Source organism: Burkholderia sp. EMB26 (genome assembly GCF_024730645.1).
GTDB lineage: Bacteria > Pseudomonadota > Gammaproteobacteria > Burkholderiales > Burkholderiaceae > Burkholderia > Burkholderia cenocepacia.
Genome location: NZ_CP078071.1, coordinates 306,782 through 322,776 on the forward strand (window position 1 = coordinate 306,782; position 15,995 = coordinate 322,776).

Consider the following 15,995-nt stretch of genomic DNA (forward strand, 5'->3'; position numbering starts at 1 on the left):
CGGCGGGATTTAAACGTTTTGAAATTGAAATTCAAACAGCGTGAATGCCTGCTACTCGCCGCGCATCGGAAAATATGGCTGTAAGAGTGTGTCCTCCATTGAATTCCGACGTGCCCGCATGATAGCCTGATTTCGGCTGGTAATCGCAGTGATTATTAGATTAACAAGTCGCTCGGGATTAAAAGCCGTTGGTCTTTCAATGAAGGTTCTTTGCATCATCTTTATTTTTTACGAGGAGAGAATGATGAAGGTCATGACGACGGAACAGGTCAGGAATGTGCATGGCGGCGGTGCGATCAGCTCGCTGGGTAGCCTCGCCGTTGACGCCGCGCTGGTGGTGACCGCGCTCGGCCAATTCCTGCCGAGCCTCGGCAATTACCTGCAGAACCCGAAGACGTTCAATAACACCGGCAAGTAACCGCCGTGCGCGGGGAGGCGCCCCCCGCGTGAAATGCTGCGAAACAGAAGGAAAAGAATCGATCGCCGCAGTGGATATAAAGTGACTTCGAAATGCATTATTTCGAAATCGGGCGATTGTCAGGAGGCGGGAGTGCCGGATTATCGCCGTAATAAAGTGAACGGCCATTGAGCTTGCAATTGGCCGACGGCTGTTGGCATTCCGACAATATAAAGGCCACAACAAATGCGAGACATCACGGAAGAACAGGCCCGCCAGATTCGGGGCGGCGCGTCGCTTTACTCCAACTCGGCCGCCTATACGGTCGATCTCGTCAATCAGTCGATCGGGACCACGCTGCAAGGACTGATGACCCAGTACCAGGCCCACGCCGTCGAACAGTTCCGGATGTCGCTCGGCTCGTCGCGCTGAGCGGCCCGCCGAGCGGCCGGTAACGCCGATCTTCCGTCGCGGCCGGTAGCGCCGGCTGCGCCTCATGCGTATCGCGCACGACCCGCCACGGGCCCGCACTGGCTGGCCCGGGCGGCGCGTCGTCGCGCCCCGGGTGCCCGACCATGCTCTTCAATACGCGTAAAGTCCGTCCGGTCCTGCAGGACGAAGTGACGGAGTGCGGCCTGGCCTGTCTCGCGATGATCGCGTCGTGGCACGGGCGCGAAACGACGTTGCGCACGCTGCGCAACCGCTATCCGGTGCGGATCGACTCCGGCCTGTCGTTCTTCGACCTGATGGAGATCGCCAACGATCTCGGCCTGCGCGCCCGCGGGCTGCAGTTCGACGCGGGCGAGCTCGACGCGCTGAAGACGCCGTGCATCCTGCACTGGGGGATGAACCACTATGTCGTGCTGACGAAGGTCGGCTACGGCAGCGTGCATATCGTCGACCCCGCGCTCGGCGAGACGAAGCTGCCGCTCGCGCAGGCGCTCACGCACATCACCGGCTATGCGCTCGAATTGAATCCGGACATCGGGTTCACGCGGGCCGGGCAGGCCGACCGGATCCGGCTGCGCGACTACCTCGAAGGGCTGACCGGCATCCGCAAGAGCCTCGCGATCGGCATCGCGGGCGGCGTCGCCGCGCAGCTCCTGCTGTTGCTCGGCCCGTCGTACGTGCAACTGACGATCGACGAGGCGCTGAAGAAGACCGACGTCGACATCCTGTACCTGCTGACGATCCTGTTCGCGATCGTGTTCCTGTTCGACACGCTCTACGCGAACCTGGTCGGCAACATCAAGAGCTATCTGCGCAACATCGTGTCGCAGCAATTGTCGGCGAACCTGGTCGGCCATCTCGCGCGGCTGCCGATCGGCTATTTCCTGTTTCACAACACCGGCGATTCGATCTCGCGCGTGTCGTCGGTGTCGGAGGTCGGGCGGTTTCTCGTCGACGGGCTGGTCGGCGGGCTGCTGAACATCGTCACCTGCACGCTGACGCTCGTGCTGATGCTGTACTACAGCCCCGTGCTGGCCGGCATCAGCCTCGCCGGGATGGTGCTGTTCGCATTGAGCCGGCTCGCGATCCAGCCGCAGCTGCAGGACGCGATGTCGCAGATCCTCACCCGCGGCGCCGAGGCCGACGCGCTGCTGATCGAGAACATCCGGTCCGCGCATTCGATCAAGCTGCTGTCGGCCGAAACCGCGCGCAGCAGCCTGTGGGTCAATGCGTTCACGCAGAAGCTGCAGGCGATGCGCCAGCAGGAGCGGTTGCAATTGCTGTTCGATGCGATCTCGAAGGGGATCGTGCACGTCGAGCAACTGGTGATCGTCACATACGGCGCGTGGCTCGTGATGCACGGCCAGAGCACGATCGGCGTGATCTACGCGTTCATCCAGTACAAGAACCTGTTCGCGGACAAGTTCATCGATTCGATCCAGCTCTACGTGCGGCGCAAGGTGCTGCAGGTGCACATGGATCGCGTCGCGGACGTGCTGCAGACCGAGACCGAGGAGCCGGCGCCGGACGCGGTCGTGCGGCCGGTCGACGGGTTCGACGGCGCGCTGTCGATCCGCGCGCTGTCGTACACGCCGAAGGGCGGCCAGCGGCCGATCCTGAGCGATGTGACGCTCGACGTGCCGGCCGGCAGCAAGATCGCGATCGTCGGGCGCACCGGCAGCGGCAAGACGACGCTGCTGAACCTGATCTGCGGGCTCGTGCGGCCCGCGCCCGGCACGCTGTTCGTCGGCGGCGTCGATCTCGCGGAAGTGAACCTGCGGCAATACCGGAAGCATCTCGCGGCCGTCACGCAGTCCGACCAGCTGTTTCGCGGGACGATCCGCGACAACATCACGAATTTCGCGCCCGCGCCGCGAATCGGCGCGATGTTCGACGCGGCGAAGCTCGCATGCATCCACGACGAGATCGAGCGGCTCGACCATCGCTACGACACGCCGCTCGGCGATACGCAGAAATTCCTGTCGGCCGGCCAGATGCAGCGGCTGCTGATCGCGCGGGCGCTGTATTGCGAGCCGCGCCTGCTGATCCTCGACGAGTTTTCGTCGAATCTCGACCAGACGACCACGCACGAAATCTGCCGCAACGTGCTGACGCTGCCGTGCACGATCGTGCTCGTCACGCACGATGCGTCGATCCTGTCGATGGTCGACCGGATCTACCGGATGCACGACGGCGTGCTGACCGACGCGACCGACGCGTGGCGTGCGAACGAGGAGTCGCGGTGATGCTCGGGCGACTGTTCCTGCTCAATCCGTTCTCCTATGCGTTCCTGGTGCGCCGCGCGGTGCGCGCGGTCGCGCTGCGCACGTCGCCCGCGCGCGGGCTGCGGCTGATGCGCTGGTGCTCGGGCGCGTGCCTGCGCTGCTTTCCGTGCATTCGCGAGTCGATCGAGCGCGCGGTCGCTTACATGCTGGGCGCGCACCTGAACGACGATCCGCGGCGCGTGCGGGAAGTGTCGGCCGCGATCGTGCGCGAGCTGTTCGAGGCCGAGTTCGCGGGGCTCAAGCTGCGCACGCACAGCCTCGCATCGATGAAGACGATGATCGACGGCATGGCGTGCGAGGGCGACGACCAGTTGCGCGCCGCACTCGCACGCGGCGGCCCGCTGATGCTGGCGGGGCTGCACTTCGGCAACCTGATGCTGTTCGTCACGAAGCTGCGTTTCATGATTCCCGACGATCGCAAGCTGATGGTGATCCTGCACCGCGATGCGCCGGGCGCGTTCTTCGACGATGCGCTGCGGCTCGTCGCCGAGTACGGCGCCGGCGAAGTCGAATTCATCGACATCGAGGAGCGCGTACACCTGCGGCGGCTGATCACGAGCCTGCGACGCGAGGCGCCGGTGTTCCTGCTGTTCTCCGACCTGCACGGCAAATTCGGCAAGACCAATCGCTGCCGGCTCGGCGGGCGTTGGGTGCGGATGGCCGGCGGCGGCGTGAAGCTCGCGGTCGAGCAGGGCATTCCGCTGCTGGTCGCGTATGCGACCGGCGTGCCGTTCCGCGATCGCTGCGCGGTGCATTTCACCGCGCTCGCGGCCAGCCCGCTCGCGCCGATGCTCGGCACCGACGACGACGCGTCACCGGTGCGCGCGACGCACCAGCGCATCGTCGACCGTCTCGAGCAGGCGCTCGTGCGCCAGCCCGAGCAGTGGCATTTCTGGGAACACTTCACGCCTTACCTGATGCCGGCGCCGCTGCTCGATGCGGCCGCGCGGCGTCGCTCCTGACGAGCCCGCCCCATGCCGACCTGGAATTCCGCCCTCCGAGAACAGAAGCCGTCGCGCAAGCTCGCGCGCGGCACGACCTTCGGCACCGTGATTCACGGCGTCGTCGACGTGCCGGTGTCGATGCGGTTCTTCTGCTACCTGTCGCTGGCGATGTTCGCGATGTTCGTGACCGCGCTGGTCGAGCTGAGCTACGCGAACACCGAGAGCGTGTCGGGGATGCTGACGCCGCGCTCCGGGCTGATCGGCGTCGGTGCGCCGCCGGGCTGGGCGGTACGCGAGGTCTACGTCGGCAAGGATCAGCACGTGAAGGCCGGCCAGCGGCTGCTCGCGGTGACGCGCGACACGAGCTTCGTCAGCCAGGCGAACAACGTGCAGGGGATGCGCGCGGCGCTCGACCGGCAGCGCATCGAGGTGACGCAGCAGATCGACGCGGCGCGGCTCGAATACCGGTCGTCGGTGCAGCAGATCAACCAGCAGATCGCCGCGCAGGGCGAGAGCCGCGGGCTGATCGACCGGCAGATCCAGGACCAGAAGCGCATCGTCGACGAATACGGCGAACGGCGCGCACGCGTGAAGCAGCTGCTCGACGAACAGGTGGTGACGCTCGAACAGTACAACCAGGTCAACACGCAATACCTGCAGGCCGGGCAGGCGTACCAGGACCTGCTGCTGCGCCGCGCCGAACTCGCGAAGAACGCGATGAAGCTGCGCGGCGACCTCGACACGATGCAGAGCAAGTACGACGGCGCGAACGCGGAGCTGAAGATCAAGCAGGAGGAGCTGAACGCGAAGGAATACAACATCGACGAGAACGTGAACCAGGTGCTGTACGCGCCGGCCGACGGGCAGATCGTGCGGCTCGACGTCGTGCAGGGCAGCGTGATCGACCCGCCCGGCACGCGCGTCGTCGAGATCCTGCCGGCAAAGGCCGACGGGCTGATCGCCGAGGTCTACATTCCGTCGTCGAAGGCCGGCTTCGTGAAGAAGGGGCAGGCGGTGAAGGTTGCGTACGCAAGCTATCCGGTCGAGAAGTTCGGTACGTATCGCGGCAAGGTGCTGTCGATCTCGCCCGTCGCGTTCTCGGCGAAGGAGCTGAACCTGCCGGGCGATGCGGCCGCGCCGCAGACCTACTTCAAGACCTGGGTCGAACTCGCCGAGCGCACGCCGTCGTTCGACGGGCGGCCGCTGTCGTTGCGGGCCGGGATGATGCTGAAGGCGGACATCGTGCTGGAGCGGCGCAGCCTGCTCGAATGGCTGTTCGAGCCGCTGTACCGGATTCGCCAGCGCCTGTTCGGCGTGCCGGTCTGAGCCGATGGGGAATCGCGACACACGCCGCCGCCGCGCGCGGCCGGGCACCGTGCGTCCGCTGTCGCGCTGGCTCGGTGCGACGCTGGTCGCGTGCGCGACCGCCGCGCACGCCGCACCGCAGCCCGACGGCGACGCTGCATCGCGCTGGCAGGCCGGCGCCGACGGGATCGGCTTCTGGCCGGGCGGCGATGCGGACGGCTTCGATGCGCGCGCATGGACGACCGATGCGGGGCCGGCGCGCGGCGCACGCAACCCATTGTCGAGCGACGGACGGCAACCCGATACCGTCCCGCTGACCGCCCGCAAGATCACGCTCGGGCAGCGAACCGGCGCAGCCGCGCGCGCCTGCGCGGCCGCGGGCGACGACGGCGCGGACGGCATCGGTTTCGACGACACCGGTGCCGGCGGCGGCTGCGATCCGGCCGCCACGCACGATGCGCCGGCCGGCGACGCAACGGCGCGCGGCGTGGTCCATGCCGACCGGATGCCGTACGAACTGCATCCGGTCGATCCATCGCGGCTGCCCGATCTGCCGGCCGCGCAGGCGCCGCCCTTGCTCGAGCAACTGATGGGCGACGACCGCAACATGGTCGGTCTCGGCTGGCACTTCGTCGGGACGACCGGCCGCTCGACGCCCGTGACGACGCATACCGACGCGCTCGGGCTGAACAGTTTCCAGAACGCGGGTTCGAGCCTGTCGCTCAGCAATACGAACACGCTGGCGTTCACGTTCACGCATTTCGTCTCCGAGCACTGGGCGGCCGAACTCGGCGCCGGCATTCCGCCGGTGCTGACGCTGCGCGGGCACGGCAGCATCGCGCTGCCGCTCGACCGCATCTTTGCCGGCGTGCACGGCCGCTTTCCGCTGATCGATCTCGCGAACACGCAAAGCAACCCGCTCGCGACCACGCGGGCCTGGCTCGGCTCGGTCGTGTTCAAGTACTACCTCGGCGAGCGCGACGATCGGTTCCGCCCGTTCGCGGGCCTCGGCATCAGCTACACGCGCTTCACGAACACGAACCTGAACCCGGTGTTCCAGCGCAAGCTGGCGTCGCTCGGCGGCCTGCTCGCGGCGGGCGCGGACATCGGCAGCCTGCAGTCGCTGCTGCTCGATCCGGCGTTGTTCCAGCGGATCTGGGATGCCGGCGGCGACCTGCTGCTGTCGGGGCGGACCAACGTATCGGCGAAGGTGAAGAGCGTGTGGGAGCCGGTGTTCACCGTCGGCGCCAGCTACCAGATCACGCGCCGGTTCTGGATCACCGGGATGGTGACCTACATCCCGCTGCGCACCAGGATCACGCTCGACATCAGTCAGCCGAATCGCACGCTTGCGTCGAATACGTTCGATATTTCGGCGAATCCGGTGCTGGCCACCGTGCTGCTGAACTTCCGCTTCTGACGGGCATGGCCGCCCATTTTCATGAATTTGACGCGCGACGCTGGGATAATGGTGGGGTTTGGCTGCGTCAATGATGGAAGGAGGCCCCATGGGCGACAACGATACCCGCACCGAGACCGACAACCGCACCGATACGAGCTCGATGGAAGCGCGCCAGCGCCGTTTCGAGGAGGATCTCGTCGACGCCTACGATGAAGAGCTCGAGATGGAGCTCGACGACCGCCGCTTCGACGACGGTGAGGATCTGCTGTTCTCGCCCGAGCGCCGCGAAGCGCGCAAGGAATATTTCCGCGAGCTGTTCCGCTTGCAGGGCGAGCTCGTGAAGCTGCAGGACTGGGTCGTGCACACCGGGCATCGGCTCGTCGTCATTTTCGAAGGGCGCGACGCGGCCGGCAAGGGCGGTGCGATCAAGCGCATCACGCAGCGCCTGAACCCGCGCGTGTGCCGGGTCGCCGCGCTGCCCGCGCCGAACAACCGCGAGCGTACGCAGTGGTACTTCCAGCGCTATGTCGCGCATCTGCCGGCGGGCGGCGAGATCGTGCTGTTCGACCGCAGCTGGTACAACCGCGCGGGCGTCGAGCGCGTGATGAATTTCTGCACCGACGACGAGTACGAGGAATTTTTCCGGTCGGTGCCCGAGTTCGAGAAGATGCTGGTGCGCAGCGGGATCCAGATCGTCAAGTACTGGTTCTCGATCACCGATCACGAGCAGGAACTGCGCTTCCAGAGCCGCATCGAGGATCCGCTGAAGCAGTGGAAGCTGAGCCCGATGGATCTCGAAAGCCGCCGCCGCTGGGAGGCTTATACGGCCGCGAAGGAAGAGATGCTGCAGCGCACGCATATTCCCGAGGCGCCGTGGTGGGTCGTGCAGGCGGTCGACAAGAAGCGCGCGCGGCTGAACTGCATTCACCATCTGCTCGGCCAGGTGCCGTATCACGAGGTGCCGCGTCCGACGATCGATCTGCCGCAGCGCGAACATCACGAGGATTACATTCGCCGGCCGGTGCCGGACAACATGATCGTGCCGGACGTTTATTGACCGTTCTAGCCGGTCTACACGCGATGTGACGAAGCGCGCCGCATGATGCGGCGCGTTTTTTTGAGGCGTTCCGGTCGATGGCGGGCGATGCGGTGCGACAGGTTTGACAGTCTTTCAAGATGTCGGATTGACGGTCGCGAAGGCGTACCGTCATGTTCGCGTCGATATGCGTCGACACCGTTGAAACGGTGCGATTCCGGCGCACTGAGGAAAAACCAGTCGCGCCGAGGGTCCCAAGCGGTAGCCGGAACCTGAGAGACCTTGTAAAAAGTGGAGCGTGCGCCGCGCGGGCTTGTCGCCGCAGCGGCTCACATCTCCGGAAAGCCCGAGCGCCCCTGCGTCAGGTCGAACAGTTCGACTCTTGCCGCGGCTTCGGCGGTTTCGGGCAGCTTGATCACGAGCTTCACCGTCATTCCGTACGCGCTGTCCACCAGCGCGTAGCCCGCCTGTTCGATCCAGCGGCGCACGCGCGCCTCTTCCGGGTAGCCGATCTCGATCGCGAGCCGCGTGTACCGAATGCGCTCGACGCGCTCGGCATCGAGCAGCGCCGACGCGATCGCATCCGTGTACGCACGCACCAGCCCGCCCGCGCCGAGTTTCACGCCGCCGTAGTAACGCACGACCGCGCCGAGCACGCCGTCGAGGTCGTGATGGCGCAGCACTTCGAGGATCGGCCGGCCCGCCGTGCCCGACGGCTCGCCGTCGTCCGACATACCCGACTGGCCGCCCGCCAGCAGCGCCCAGCACACGTGGGTGGCCGCCGGATGTTCGTCGCGCAGGCGTTGCAGTACCTGCATCGCGGCATCGCGATCCTCGACGGGAACCGCGTACGCGATGAAACGGCTCTTGCGGATTTCGAGTTCGCGGATGTAGGTGGTGGCGAGCGAGTAACTCATGCGTCGCGACGCGGAAAATGGTGGGAAATCAAGGCGATGATGATGTGTCGATGCTTTTGGCGTTGGCCCGCGGACGGATGGATATCGTCTGCATGAACGGAGGGCGAAGGCACGATTTTACCGTGGCAGGCATACGCGGCGTCGATGGACGCGTTGGCCGGTACAGGATTCGTCACCGAAGGCCATGCAGGGCAGGCGTCGCATCAGCGCACGCCGACCGACGACCGGAGCGCCGCGCCCAGCGTGCGTAGCGCCTGCCGGGCGCGCGCATCGGTCAGGCTCGAGTAGAGCACCACGTCGCGCGTCGGCAACGGCGGCAGCCCGTAACGCATCCCCACGTCCACGGTGCCGGCGGGCGCCACGCGATGCCCGAGCGCCGCGACGGCCAGCCCCGCGGACACCGCCGCGCCGATCGTCGCCACGCCGCCGCCGACAAAGACCTCCGTCCACGCGACCCCGGCCTGGTCCAGCGCGTCGACCGCCATGCGGCGCACGCTGCACGGTTCGGCCTGCGTCGCGAGCCGCAGCGGTTGCGGCGGACGGTACTCGAAATCGGCCGCCGCCATCCAGCCGAACGACTCCGACAGGATGGTTTCGCCGTCGAGCCGCCGGCTGTCGTGTTGCAGCGCGACGGCCGCGTCGAGCTGGCCGCGGTCGAACGCGTCGAGCACGTCGCGCGACGCGGCGACGCGAATCTCCAGCACGAGCGCCGGCTCCGCTTCGCTCATCCGCCGCAGCAGCATCGGCAGGTCGGCGCCGACGACATGGTGGCTGACGCCGATTACCAGCCGCCGCTGGCTCGTGCCGAACGCGCTGATTGCGCCGTGGTGAGCGGCCACCAGTTCGCGCGCCGGCTCGAGGAACGCGGTGCCGTCGGCCGACAGGCGAACCTGCCGCGGCGTGCGTTCCAGCAGGCGGCGGCCGAGCCCGTCTTCCAGCCGCTTGATCTTCAGGCTCACCGCGGACTGCGTCGTGTCCAGCACTTCCGCGGCCCGCGTGAAGCTCTTGAGGTCCGCGGTCAGCACGAATGCCTGCACGGCTTCGATGTCGAGCGTTTTCATCACACCCTCGTTCATTTCAGAATCGAATCATTGAAATATTCTGCCATCTCCTTTTAAAATGATTCAAGGTCTTCTACGCTGCGTTCATGCCGTCCGGAATACCGTCCGTTTCTTTCGCCAGGAGTCGATCATGTTGACCGCGTACTACGTGCACCGCCTGCCGGCGGACTACGATCTCGACATCATCCGCGATCGCGTGCGCGAGCGCGGCCGGCTGTGGGACGACACGCCCGACCTGCTGTTCAAGGGCTTCCTGCTGCGTGAGGCCGGCCGCCATGGCGCGACGGAAAACGGCTACGCGTCGTTTTACCTGTGGCGCAACGAGCAGGCGTTCGCGCGGTTCGTGACGGACGGCCGCTATCGGGTCGTCACGGACAGCTTCGGCCGCGCGCCGATCGACACGCAGATTGCGCTCGACGCGCGCAAGGGCAGTGCGTCGACGGGACGTTTCGCGCGTCTGGAGACGATCGAGATTCCGGCGGACGCCGATCTCGATGCGGTCCTGGCGCGAGAGATCGCACGCAATCGCGAAGCGGCGGCGCGGCAGGGCGTGGTCGCGGCGGCCGTCAGTCTCGATCCGCTGCGCTGGCGGCTGACGCGTGCGCTCGTGACCGAACATGAACCGGACGACGGCGGCGCGGGCACGATGTACCAAGTCCTGCATCTGGCGAGACCGTTGCTCGACACGCTGGAAGCGGGCGGCGCGTGATGGCCGGCATCGCGTCGCGACTGCCGGCAGGGGTGGTGATTGCCGCGCATCTGGCGGGCGTGGTGGCGGGCATCGTCGCGATCGCGGCGCTCGCGACGGTGCTGGCGCTGCTGTTCAGGTAACGCGTTGCAGTGCAGAGACGGTTGATGCGGGGGCGCCGCGCATGCGATGCACGGCGCCCCCGGCCGCTTCTTCGTCGCTCGCTCAGTGGCTTTGCAAGCGGATATCGCGCGACGACGCGCCGACATACACGGTTCCGCCCGACACGACCCGCCAGCCGTTGCGCGACGTATCCCAGACGCTTTGCATCCGCGGCGACACGGTTATGTGCACACGCCGTGCCTCGCCCGGATTCAGCCGGATCTTCTCCCAGCCGACCAGCCGCTTGGGCGGCTCGTCCTTGTACGGCACGCCGAGATAGACCTGCGGTATTTCCGCGCCGGCCACGCGTCCGTCGTTGCGCACGGTAAACGCGACGCTCAGCGAGCCATCCCATTGCTTCGACACCGACAGTCCCGAATACGCGAAGTGCGTATACGACAGGCCGTAGCCGAACTCGAACATCGGCTTGATGTTGCGCGCGTCATACCAGCGGTAGCCCATGTTCAGCTTTTCCGCGTACACCGGGTCGGTCTCGAACGCGCCGTTTTGCCCCCACGTCGGCGAATCCTGATCGCGCGCCGGGAAGGTCACGGGCAGCTTGCCGGACGGGTTGACCGCGCCGAACAGCACGTTCGCGATCGCCTTGCCGCCGGCTTCGCCCGGATACCATGCCTCGACGATGGCCGACACGTTGTCCTTCCACGGCATCAGCACCGGATTGCCGCTCTGGACGACGACGATCGTATGCGGATTCGCACGCGCGACGGCTTCGACGAGCGCATCCTGGTTCGACGGGTTCGCGAGGCTCAGGCTTTGCAGGTCGCCGAAATCCTCGCCAGCCGGCTGCGCGACCACGACGATCGCGACGTCCGAGCGGCCGGCGAGCGCCGCGGCCTGGTCGATCTCCTGCTGCGTGTACGCGCGGAACGGCGACTGCTGGTCGCTGTTGCCCGCATACGTGACCTGCGCGGCCGGCGCCAGCGCGCGGATCGCCGCGACGATCGGCACGTCGACCTTCAGCCACGGATTGCGCCACCAGCTGCACCCGGTCGACGACCCGAACGTCAGGCCGCCGCAGCCTGCGAACGAACCCGTTACGGGATCGCGCGTGTTGCCCGAGCCGCCGCCGGACAGCACGGCCGCATCCGCATGGCCGCCGATCACGGCGATACGCGACAGCGCCGACGCGACGAGCGGCAACTGGTTGCCGTCGTTCTTCAGCAGCACGATCGACTGCTCGGAAGCCGCCTGCGCGAACCGGTTGCCGGCCGCGAAATCGATCGTGCCGCCGCCTTTGGCCGGATCGTCCATCACGCCGACGCGGATCATCACCGCGAGCTTGCGGCGCACCATGTCGTCGAGGCGCGCGGTCGACACCGAGCCGTTCGCGATCGCCTGCTTGACGGCTGCCGGCGTCAGGTACACGCTCGGCCCGACGTCTTCTTCCTCGTCGAGCCCGGCGTTGATCGCGGCGGCGGTACTGTGCGTGGCGCCCCAGTCGGACTGCACCTGGCCCTGGAAGCCCCATTCGTTCTTCAGCACGTCGTTCAGCAGGTGAGGGTTCTCGCACGCATAGGCGCCGTTCAGGCGGTTGTAGCTGCACATCACGCTGCCGGGTCGGCCGCGCTTCGCGGCGATCTCGAACGGCAGCAGGTACAGCTCGCGCAGCGTGCGTTCGTCGATCTGCGTATTGCCGCCCATCCGGCCGTGCTCCTGCTCGTTGCCCGCGTAGTGCTTGATCGTCGCGATGACTTTCTGCCGCTGCGTGGCGAGCGTGCGTTCGGCGAGCAGATCGCCGGCGAGCAACGGATCCTCGCCGAGATACTCGAACAGGCGGCCGCCGCGCGGCTCGCGCGCGAGATTGGTGCCGCCGCCGAGCCCCATGCCGAATCCTTGCGCGCGCAACTGGATCGCGACCTGCTTGCCGAAGTCGTACGACAGCCGGCGATCCCAGCTGGCGGCAACCGCGATCGTGGCGGGGAACGTCGTGCTGGCCTGCGACGTGCTGCCGGAGCCGGTGGCCGAATCGACCATGTTCAGATCGGGAATGCCGAGGCGCGGCACGCCCTGGATGTACCCGGCGCCGCCGCCCGGCACCTTCGACATTTCGTATTGCGAATGAATGAACTGGAGTTTCTCGTCGAGCGTCATCTTGCGCACGAGCAGATCGGCGCGCCGTTGCGCGGCCACCGATGCGAACGCGTCGGTGGCGTCGCCCTGCGCATTGAAATCGGCGTCGCTGGCGTAGGCGGTGGTGCAGAGGGTCGCTGCCAGCACGACGGCCGGCCAGAGGGTGTCCCGCATGTTGCTCTCCATGATCGTATTGCCGGTTGTTCGGATGATGTCTGGAGCTGCGCACGTCCGGTGGATTCGCACCGGACGCATTCGGCTGGCGATGCAGGGTGGTTGCGCGTCGGCATGCCAGGCCAGTCGGGGAATCGTTACGGCCGGTTGGGCTCGACCGGTCAATGCGGGCGGCGACGCGCAGGCCGCCCGGCATTGTCGAATCGGATGTAGCGATTCTCTGCTGCGACTAATGGTATGAATGTAGTTTGAATACAGCATCGGTGTTTCTACCGATACGTGCGATCTTTATTTCGTAGTCGCGCGAGGTGGCGTGGGGAGGCGGTCATCGTTCCCGATCGAGGCTGTGTGATCGGGTAAGAAGTACTGGGCGGAAAGCGGTTTTGCGGGTAAGTCGGCGGGGCGCAGATCGATTCGTTGCATGCGCATCGAACGGAGACTTGGGTTATTTCACGCACTGTGCGTCGAATTCGCCGCTTTTATTCTGGCGCGGGCGTGTATGAACGACCGTGCGCGCTCATTCCCGTTGATTGCCGACTTGTTTGGATCGCGATTGAATTGCGACGATATGGAGCGTTTGAATGACAGCAGAATTTCCGGCTACATACGTTGTGGGTACCTCGGCCGGCCTCACGGCCCGCCCGCTTCTGCAGGAACTGGTCGATCTTCCGATGAGCGTGAGGCGGTTCGGCGTCAAGGGTGACGGCGTGACCGACGACACGGCGGCGCTTCAGGTGGCGCTCAACGCGGGGATTCCGCTGTATTTCCCGCCGGGGACTTACCTGTACGGCAATACGCTGAAGGCAGCGGCGTCGATCGTCGGCGCAGGGTGGGACTCGATCCTGCAATGCACGACATCGCAAGGCCAGAATTCGGCGATTTACTGGAGCGGCGCCAGTCATTTCAACATCCGCAATCTGCAATTCTTTTCAGCGAATGCGACCGCGTATTACCCGGACGAGAACGCCGGCTCGATCAACTTGCGGGACTGCAGCCAGTTCGAAATCTCGGGGTGCAAGTTCAACAATGCGGCCGGTGGCGGCGCGCTGATGCGCAGTTGCGTCAACGGCAAGGTGTTCGGCAATACGCTGCTCGACATCTGGCATGACGGCATTCATGTAACCAAGGCCAGCGCGGATATCACGATTACGAACAATGAAGTGATCAACGGCGGCGACGACGCATTCGCGGTGGTCGGTTACTTCAATCAATGAGGGCGTCCGGCCTCGCCGGATCACGATCGCCAATAACCGGGTGGTAGGCACCAAATACGCACGCGGCATCGCGATCGTCGGGGCTCAGGACATCACCGTGGCCGACAACCAGATCTACAACCCGATGGCGGCCGGTATTTATGTCGCGTCGGAACTGACGAGCGTGTATCAGTCGTACGGCAACGACAATGTGACGGTCGCGAACAACCTCCTGGATACGTGTGGCGTTCAATCCAACATCGGCGCGATAGTCAATGCGCCCAATGGACCGCTCGGCTATGGCGCATTGGTCGTGACCGCGACGGCAGGCTTCAACAATTCGAACATCACGATCGTCAACAACACGATCAAGAATGCAGCGGGGGCGCCGATCGGGCTGTGGCAGCCGAGCGGAAACAACATCCACGTCAACATCTCGCAGAACACGATCACCAATGCATGGGATCCGAACAACAAGAACGGATTCCCGTTGACGACGATCGCCGCGACGTCGGGCGCCGCGACGCTGAACTTTGCCAATACCCCGGGTGTCGCGGTCGGCATGGCGGCCTGGTATTTCAACGGGTCGACCAGCGTGCCGATCGGTACAGTCATGGCGGCGGGCGCGTCGACGGTCACGCTCGAGCAGAATGCGACAGTGCCGAGCGGTGGAACCGTGATCTTCGCCGGGGTCGGGTTGTTCGGCGCGACGATCAAGACTACCGCGTCGGCCGCGAGCGGCGCGACATCGTTGACGTTTGCCACGACGACGGGGGTGCCCTACAACGACAACTACGGTTTCGGCGCGCCCGGAGACGAAACGACAGGCGTGTCGATCGGACAGGGCGTCAGCGGGACCAACATCGCGGCCGGCACCTTCGTGACCGGCGTGACGGGGAGTGTGGTCACGCTGAGCAAGGCGACGACCGGCACCGTGGCGAGCGGTGCTTCGATCGTCTTTACCCCGATGGTTTGCATGACGTCCCAAACGATCACGACATCGGCTGCTGCCGCGGCGGGAACCAACACGCTGACGTTCACGCCGTATCCGTCGGCACGCGGCTGCGCGGTGGGACAAGGTGTCACCGGAACAAATATCCCGGTCGGCACGTACGTGACGTCGGTTTCCGGTAACGGAAATGGTCCGACCGTGACGCTGTCGAACAATGTCACGGGCAGCGGAATCGCCAGCGGCACATCGATCACGTTCACCGGCACTGGCGGACTGAGCGCCGTTTCCGGCATCGCGCTGTACAACACGCGAGGGTGCATCGTCTCGAAGAATCAATTCTCCGGCATCGCAAAGGATGCAATCTACGTGGACGGATCCTGTACGTCGTTCACTGAAGTCAGCGGCAATACCGGTGAAAACATCGGCTGCTGCAACGGCTTCGCCCGCCTCGTCACGGTCGGCGCGCTCGCGGCCGGCGCATCGCTCAAGTTGCGCGGAAACTACATGGCCCAGCCGGTCAACTATCCACGCGCGATCGATGCGCTGATCTCGTCGAGCTCATGGGCCTGCACGTCGTGGAGCGAAGACAACATCGCGCAAAACGGTTTCGTCGGCTTCGGTGTGCAACTGACGCCGGTTGTGCAGGCGGTGGGGGCTTCGCCATGGACGTTCGCGAACACCTACCCGAGCGCGGTCAGCCTGTCGGTTGCCGGAGGCACCGTGTCGTCGATCGGCGTGTCCCGAAACGGGCAGGCTGCCTATGCGTGCGGACTGACGAACGGGATGATCGATCTCAAGCCCGGCGACGCGATGACGGTCACCTATAGCGTTGCGCCCGCTGTCACGATGATTCCGCGGCTGGGCCAGTAACGCACGGCGCCGTTCCGGCATTCAGGCGACCAGCAGGTATCAAACGAATCTGTCAACCACACTCTCAG

General features: G+C 65.5%; 14 protein-coding genes. 11 read left to right on the forward strand and 3 right to left on the reverse strand.

From position 1 onward, the window contains the following. Window positions 1–244 precede the first annotated feature (244 nt). From KU887_RS18095 to ppk2, 7 genes are all read left to right on the forward strand, one after another. Window positions 245–418, forward strand: a complete 174-nt coding sequence (locus KU887_RS18095) for a hypothetical protein (RefSeq protein WP_258256974.1) — start codon at window positions 245–247, stop codon at window positions 416–418. A gap of 225 nt (window positions 419–643) precedes the next feature. Continuing rightward, window positions 644–829, forward strand: a complete 186-nt coding sequence (locus KU887_RS18100; protein ID WP_006479215.1) for a hypothetical protein — start codon at window positions 644–646, stop codon at window positions 827–829. Between the two features lie 143 nt (window positions 830–972). Next, window positions 973–3,093, forward strand: coding sequence for a peptidase domain-containing ABC transporter (locus tag KU887_RS18105; RefSeq protein WP_258256983.1), 2,121 nt, complete (start codon window positions 973–975; stop codon window positions 3,091–3,093). Further along, on the forward strand, window positions 3,090–4,094 hold the full coding sequence (locus tag KU887_RS18110) for a hypothetical protein (RefSeq protein WP_006481683.1): 1,005 nt from the start codon (window positions 3,090–3,092) through the stop codon (window positions 4,092–4,094). Before KU887_RS18105 ends, KU887_RS18110 begins: the two co-directional genes overlap by 4 nt. 12 nt (window positions 4,095–4,106) lie before the next feature. Continuing rightward, entirely contained in the window at window positions 4,107–5,402 is a 1,296-nt protein-coding gene (locus KU887_RS18115; protein WP_258256985.1) for an HlyD family efflux transporter periplasmic adaptor subunit, read from the forward strand. 4 nt (window positions 5,403–5,406) lie between these two features. Next, entirely contained in the window at window positions 5,407–6,801 is a 1,395-nt protein-coding gene (locus tag KU887_RS18120) for an OmpW family protein (RefSeq protein ID WP_258256987.1), read from the forward strand. 88 nt (window positions 6,802–6,889) lie between these two features. Then, a complete protein-coding gene (gene ppk2 / locus KU887_RS18125) occupies window positions 6,890–7,840 on the forward strand; it encodes a polyphosphate kinase 2 (RefSeq protein WP_006490762.1) in 951 nt (316 codons plus the stop codon). A gap of 308 nt (window positions 7,841–8,148) precedes the next feature. Here the strand turns inward: ppk2 and KU887_RS18130 are convergent, their stop codons facing one another. Then, window positions 8,149–8,736, reverse strand: coding sequence for a YigZ family protein (locus tag KU887_RS18130; protein ID WP_006490745.1), 588 nt, complete (start codon window positions 8,734–8,736; stop codon window positions 8,149–8,151). A gap of 203 nt (window positions 8,737–8,939) precedes the next feature. Next, window positions 8,940–9,797: a LysR family transcriptional regulator gene (locus KU887_RS18135; protein WP_012493284.1), complete on the reverse strand. Its 858-nt coding sequence runs from the start codon at window positions 9,795–9,797 to the stop codon at window positions 8,940–8,942. Between the two features lie 130 nt (window positions 9,798–9,927). On the opposite strand from KU887_RS18135, the gene KU887_RS18140 reads away from it, so the two are divergent. Both KU887_RS18140 and KU887_RS18145 read left to right on the forward strand, forming a co-directional pair. Beyond that, window positions 9,928–10,506 (forward strand): DUF4865 family protein, encoded by a 579-nt coding sequence (locus KU887_RS18140; protein ID WP_179148711.1) that lies wholly within the window; start codon window positions 9,928–9,930, stop codon window positions 10,504–10,506. Continuing rightward, on the forward strand, window positions 10,506–10,628 hold the full coding sequence (locus tag KU887_RS18145) for a hypothetical protein (RefSeq protein ID WP_012493285.1): 123 nt from the start codon (window positions 10,506–10,508) through the stop codon (window positions 10,626–10,628). Before KU887_RS18140 ends, KU887_RS18145 begins: the two co-directional genes overlap by 1 nt. 82 nt (window positions 10,629–10,710) lie before the next feature. Here KU887_RS18145 and KU887_RS18150 read toward each other — a convergent pair whose 3' ends face one another. Next, the gene (locus KU887_RS18150; RefSeq protein WP_205672090.1) at window positions 10,711–12,912 is read right to left on the reverse strand and encodes a glycoside hydrolase family 3 C-terminal domain-containing protein; all 2,202 of its coding nucleotides are present in this window, start codon (window positions 12,910–12,912) and stop codon (window positions 10,711–10,713) included. 581 nt (window positions 12,913–13,493) lie between these two features. Between KU887_RS18150 and KU887_RS18155 the strand changes: the two genes are divergently transcribed. Together KU887_RS18155 and KU887_RS18160 are read left to right on the forward strand one after the other, a co-directional pair. Further along, window positions 13,494–14,126 carry a glycoside hydrolase family 55 protein gene (locus tag KU887_RS18155; protein ID WP_258256992.1) on the forward strand — a complete coding sequence of 211 codons (633 nt, stop codon included), beginning with the start codon at window positions 13,494–13,496 and terminating at the stop codon, window positions 14,124–14,126. Between the two features lie 40 nt (window positions 14,127–14,166). Beyond that, window positions 14,167–15,927, forward strand: coding sequence for a right-handed parallel beta-helix repeat-containing protein (locus tag KU887_RS18160; RefSeq protein ID WP_258256993.1), 1,761 nt, complete (start codon window positions 14,167–14,169; stop codon window positions 15,925–15,927). Window positions 15,928–15,995: the final 68 nt, after the last annotated feature.

Excerpts from the sequence above, each read along its gene's own strand:
- KU887_RS18095 (WP_258256974.1), top strand. The coding sequence starts at position 245 with ATGAAGGTCATGACGACGGAACAGGTCAGGAATGTGCATGGCGGCGGT.
- KU887_RS18100 (WP_006479215.1), top strand. The coding sequence starts at position 644 with ATGCGAGACATCACGGAAGAACAGGCCCGCCAGATTCGGGGCGGCGCG.
- KU887_RS18105 (WP_258256983.1), top strand. The coding sequence starts at position 973 with ATGCTCTTCAATACGCGTAAAGTCCGTCCGGTCCTGCAGGACGAAGTG.
- KU887_RS18115 (WP_258256985.1), top strand. The coding sequence starts at position 4,107 with ATGCCGACCTGGAATTCCGCCCTCCGAGAACAGAAGCCGTCGCGCAAG.
- KU887_RS18120 (WP_258256987.1), top strand. The coding sequence starts at position 5,407 with ATGGGGAATCGCGACACACGCCGCCGCCGCGCGCGGCCGGGCACCGTG.
- ppk2 (WP_006490762.1), top strand. The coding sequence starts at position 6,890 with ATGGGCGACAACGATACCCGCACCGAGACCGACAACCGCACCGATACG.
- KU887_RS18130 (WP_006490745.1), bottom strand. The coding sequence starts at position 8,736 with ATGAGTTACTCGCTCGCCACCACCTACATCCGCGAACTCGAAATCCGC.
- KU887_RS18135 (WP_012493284.1), bottom strand. The coding sequence starts at position 9,797 with ATGAAAACGCTCGACATCGAAGCCGTGCAGGCATTCGTGCTGACCGCG.
- KU887_RS18140 (WP_179148711.1), top strand. The coding sequence starts at position 9,928 with ATGTTGACCGCGTACTACGTGCACCGCCTGCCGGCGGACTACGATCTC.
- KU887_RS18145 (WP_012493285.1), top strand. The coding sequence starts at position 10,506 with ATGGCCGGCATCGCGTCGCGACTGCCGGCAGGGGTGGTGATTGCCGCG.
- KU887_RS18150 (WP_205672090.1), bottom strand. The coding sequence starts at position 12,912 with ATGCGGGACACCCTCTGGCCGGCCGTCGTGCTGGCAGCGACCCTCTGC.
- KU887_RS18155 (WP_258256992.1), top strand. The coding sequence starts at position 13,494 with ATGACAGCAGAATTTCCGGCTACATACGTTGTGGGTACCTCGGCCGGC.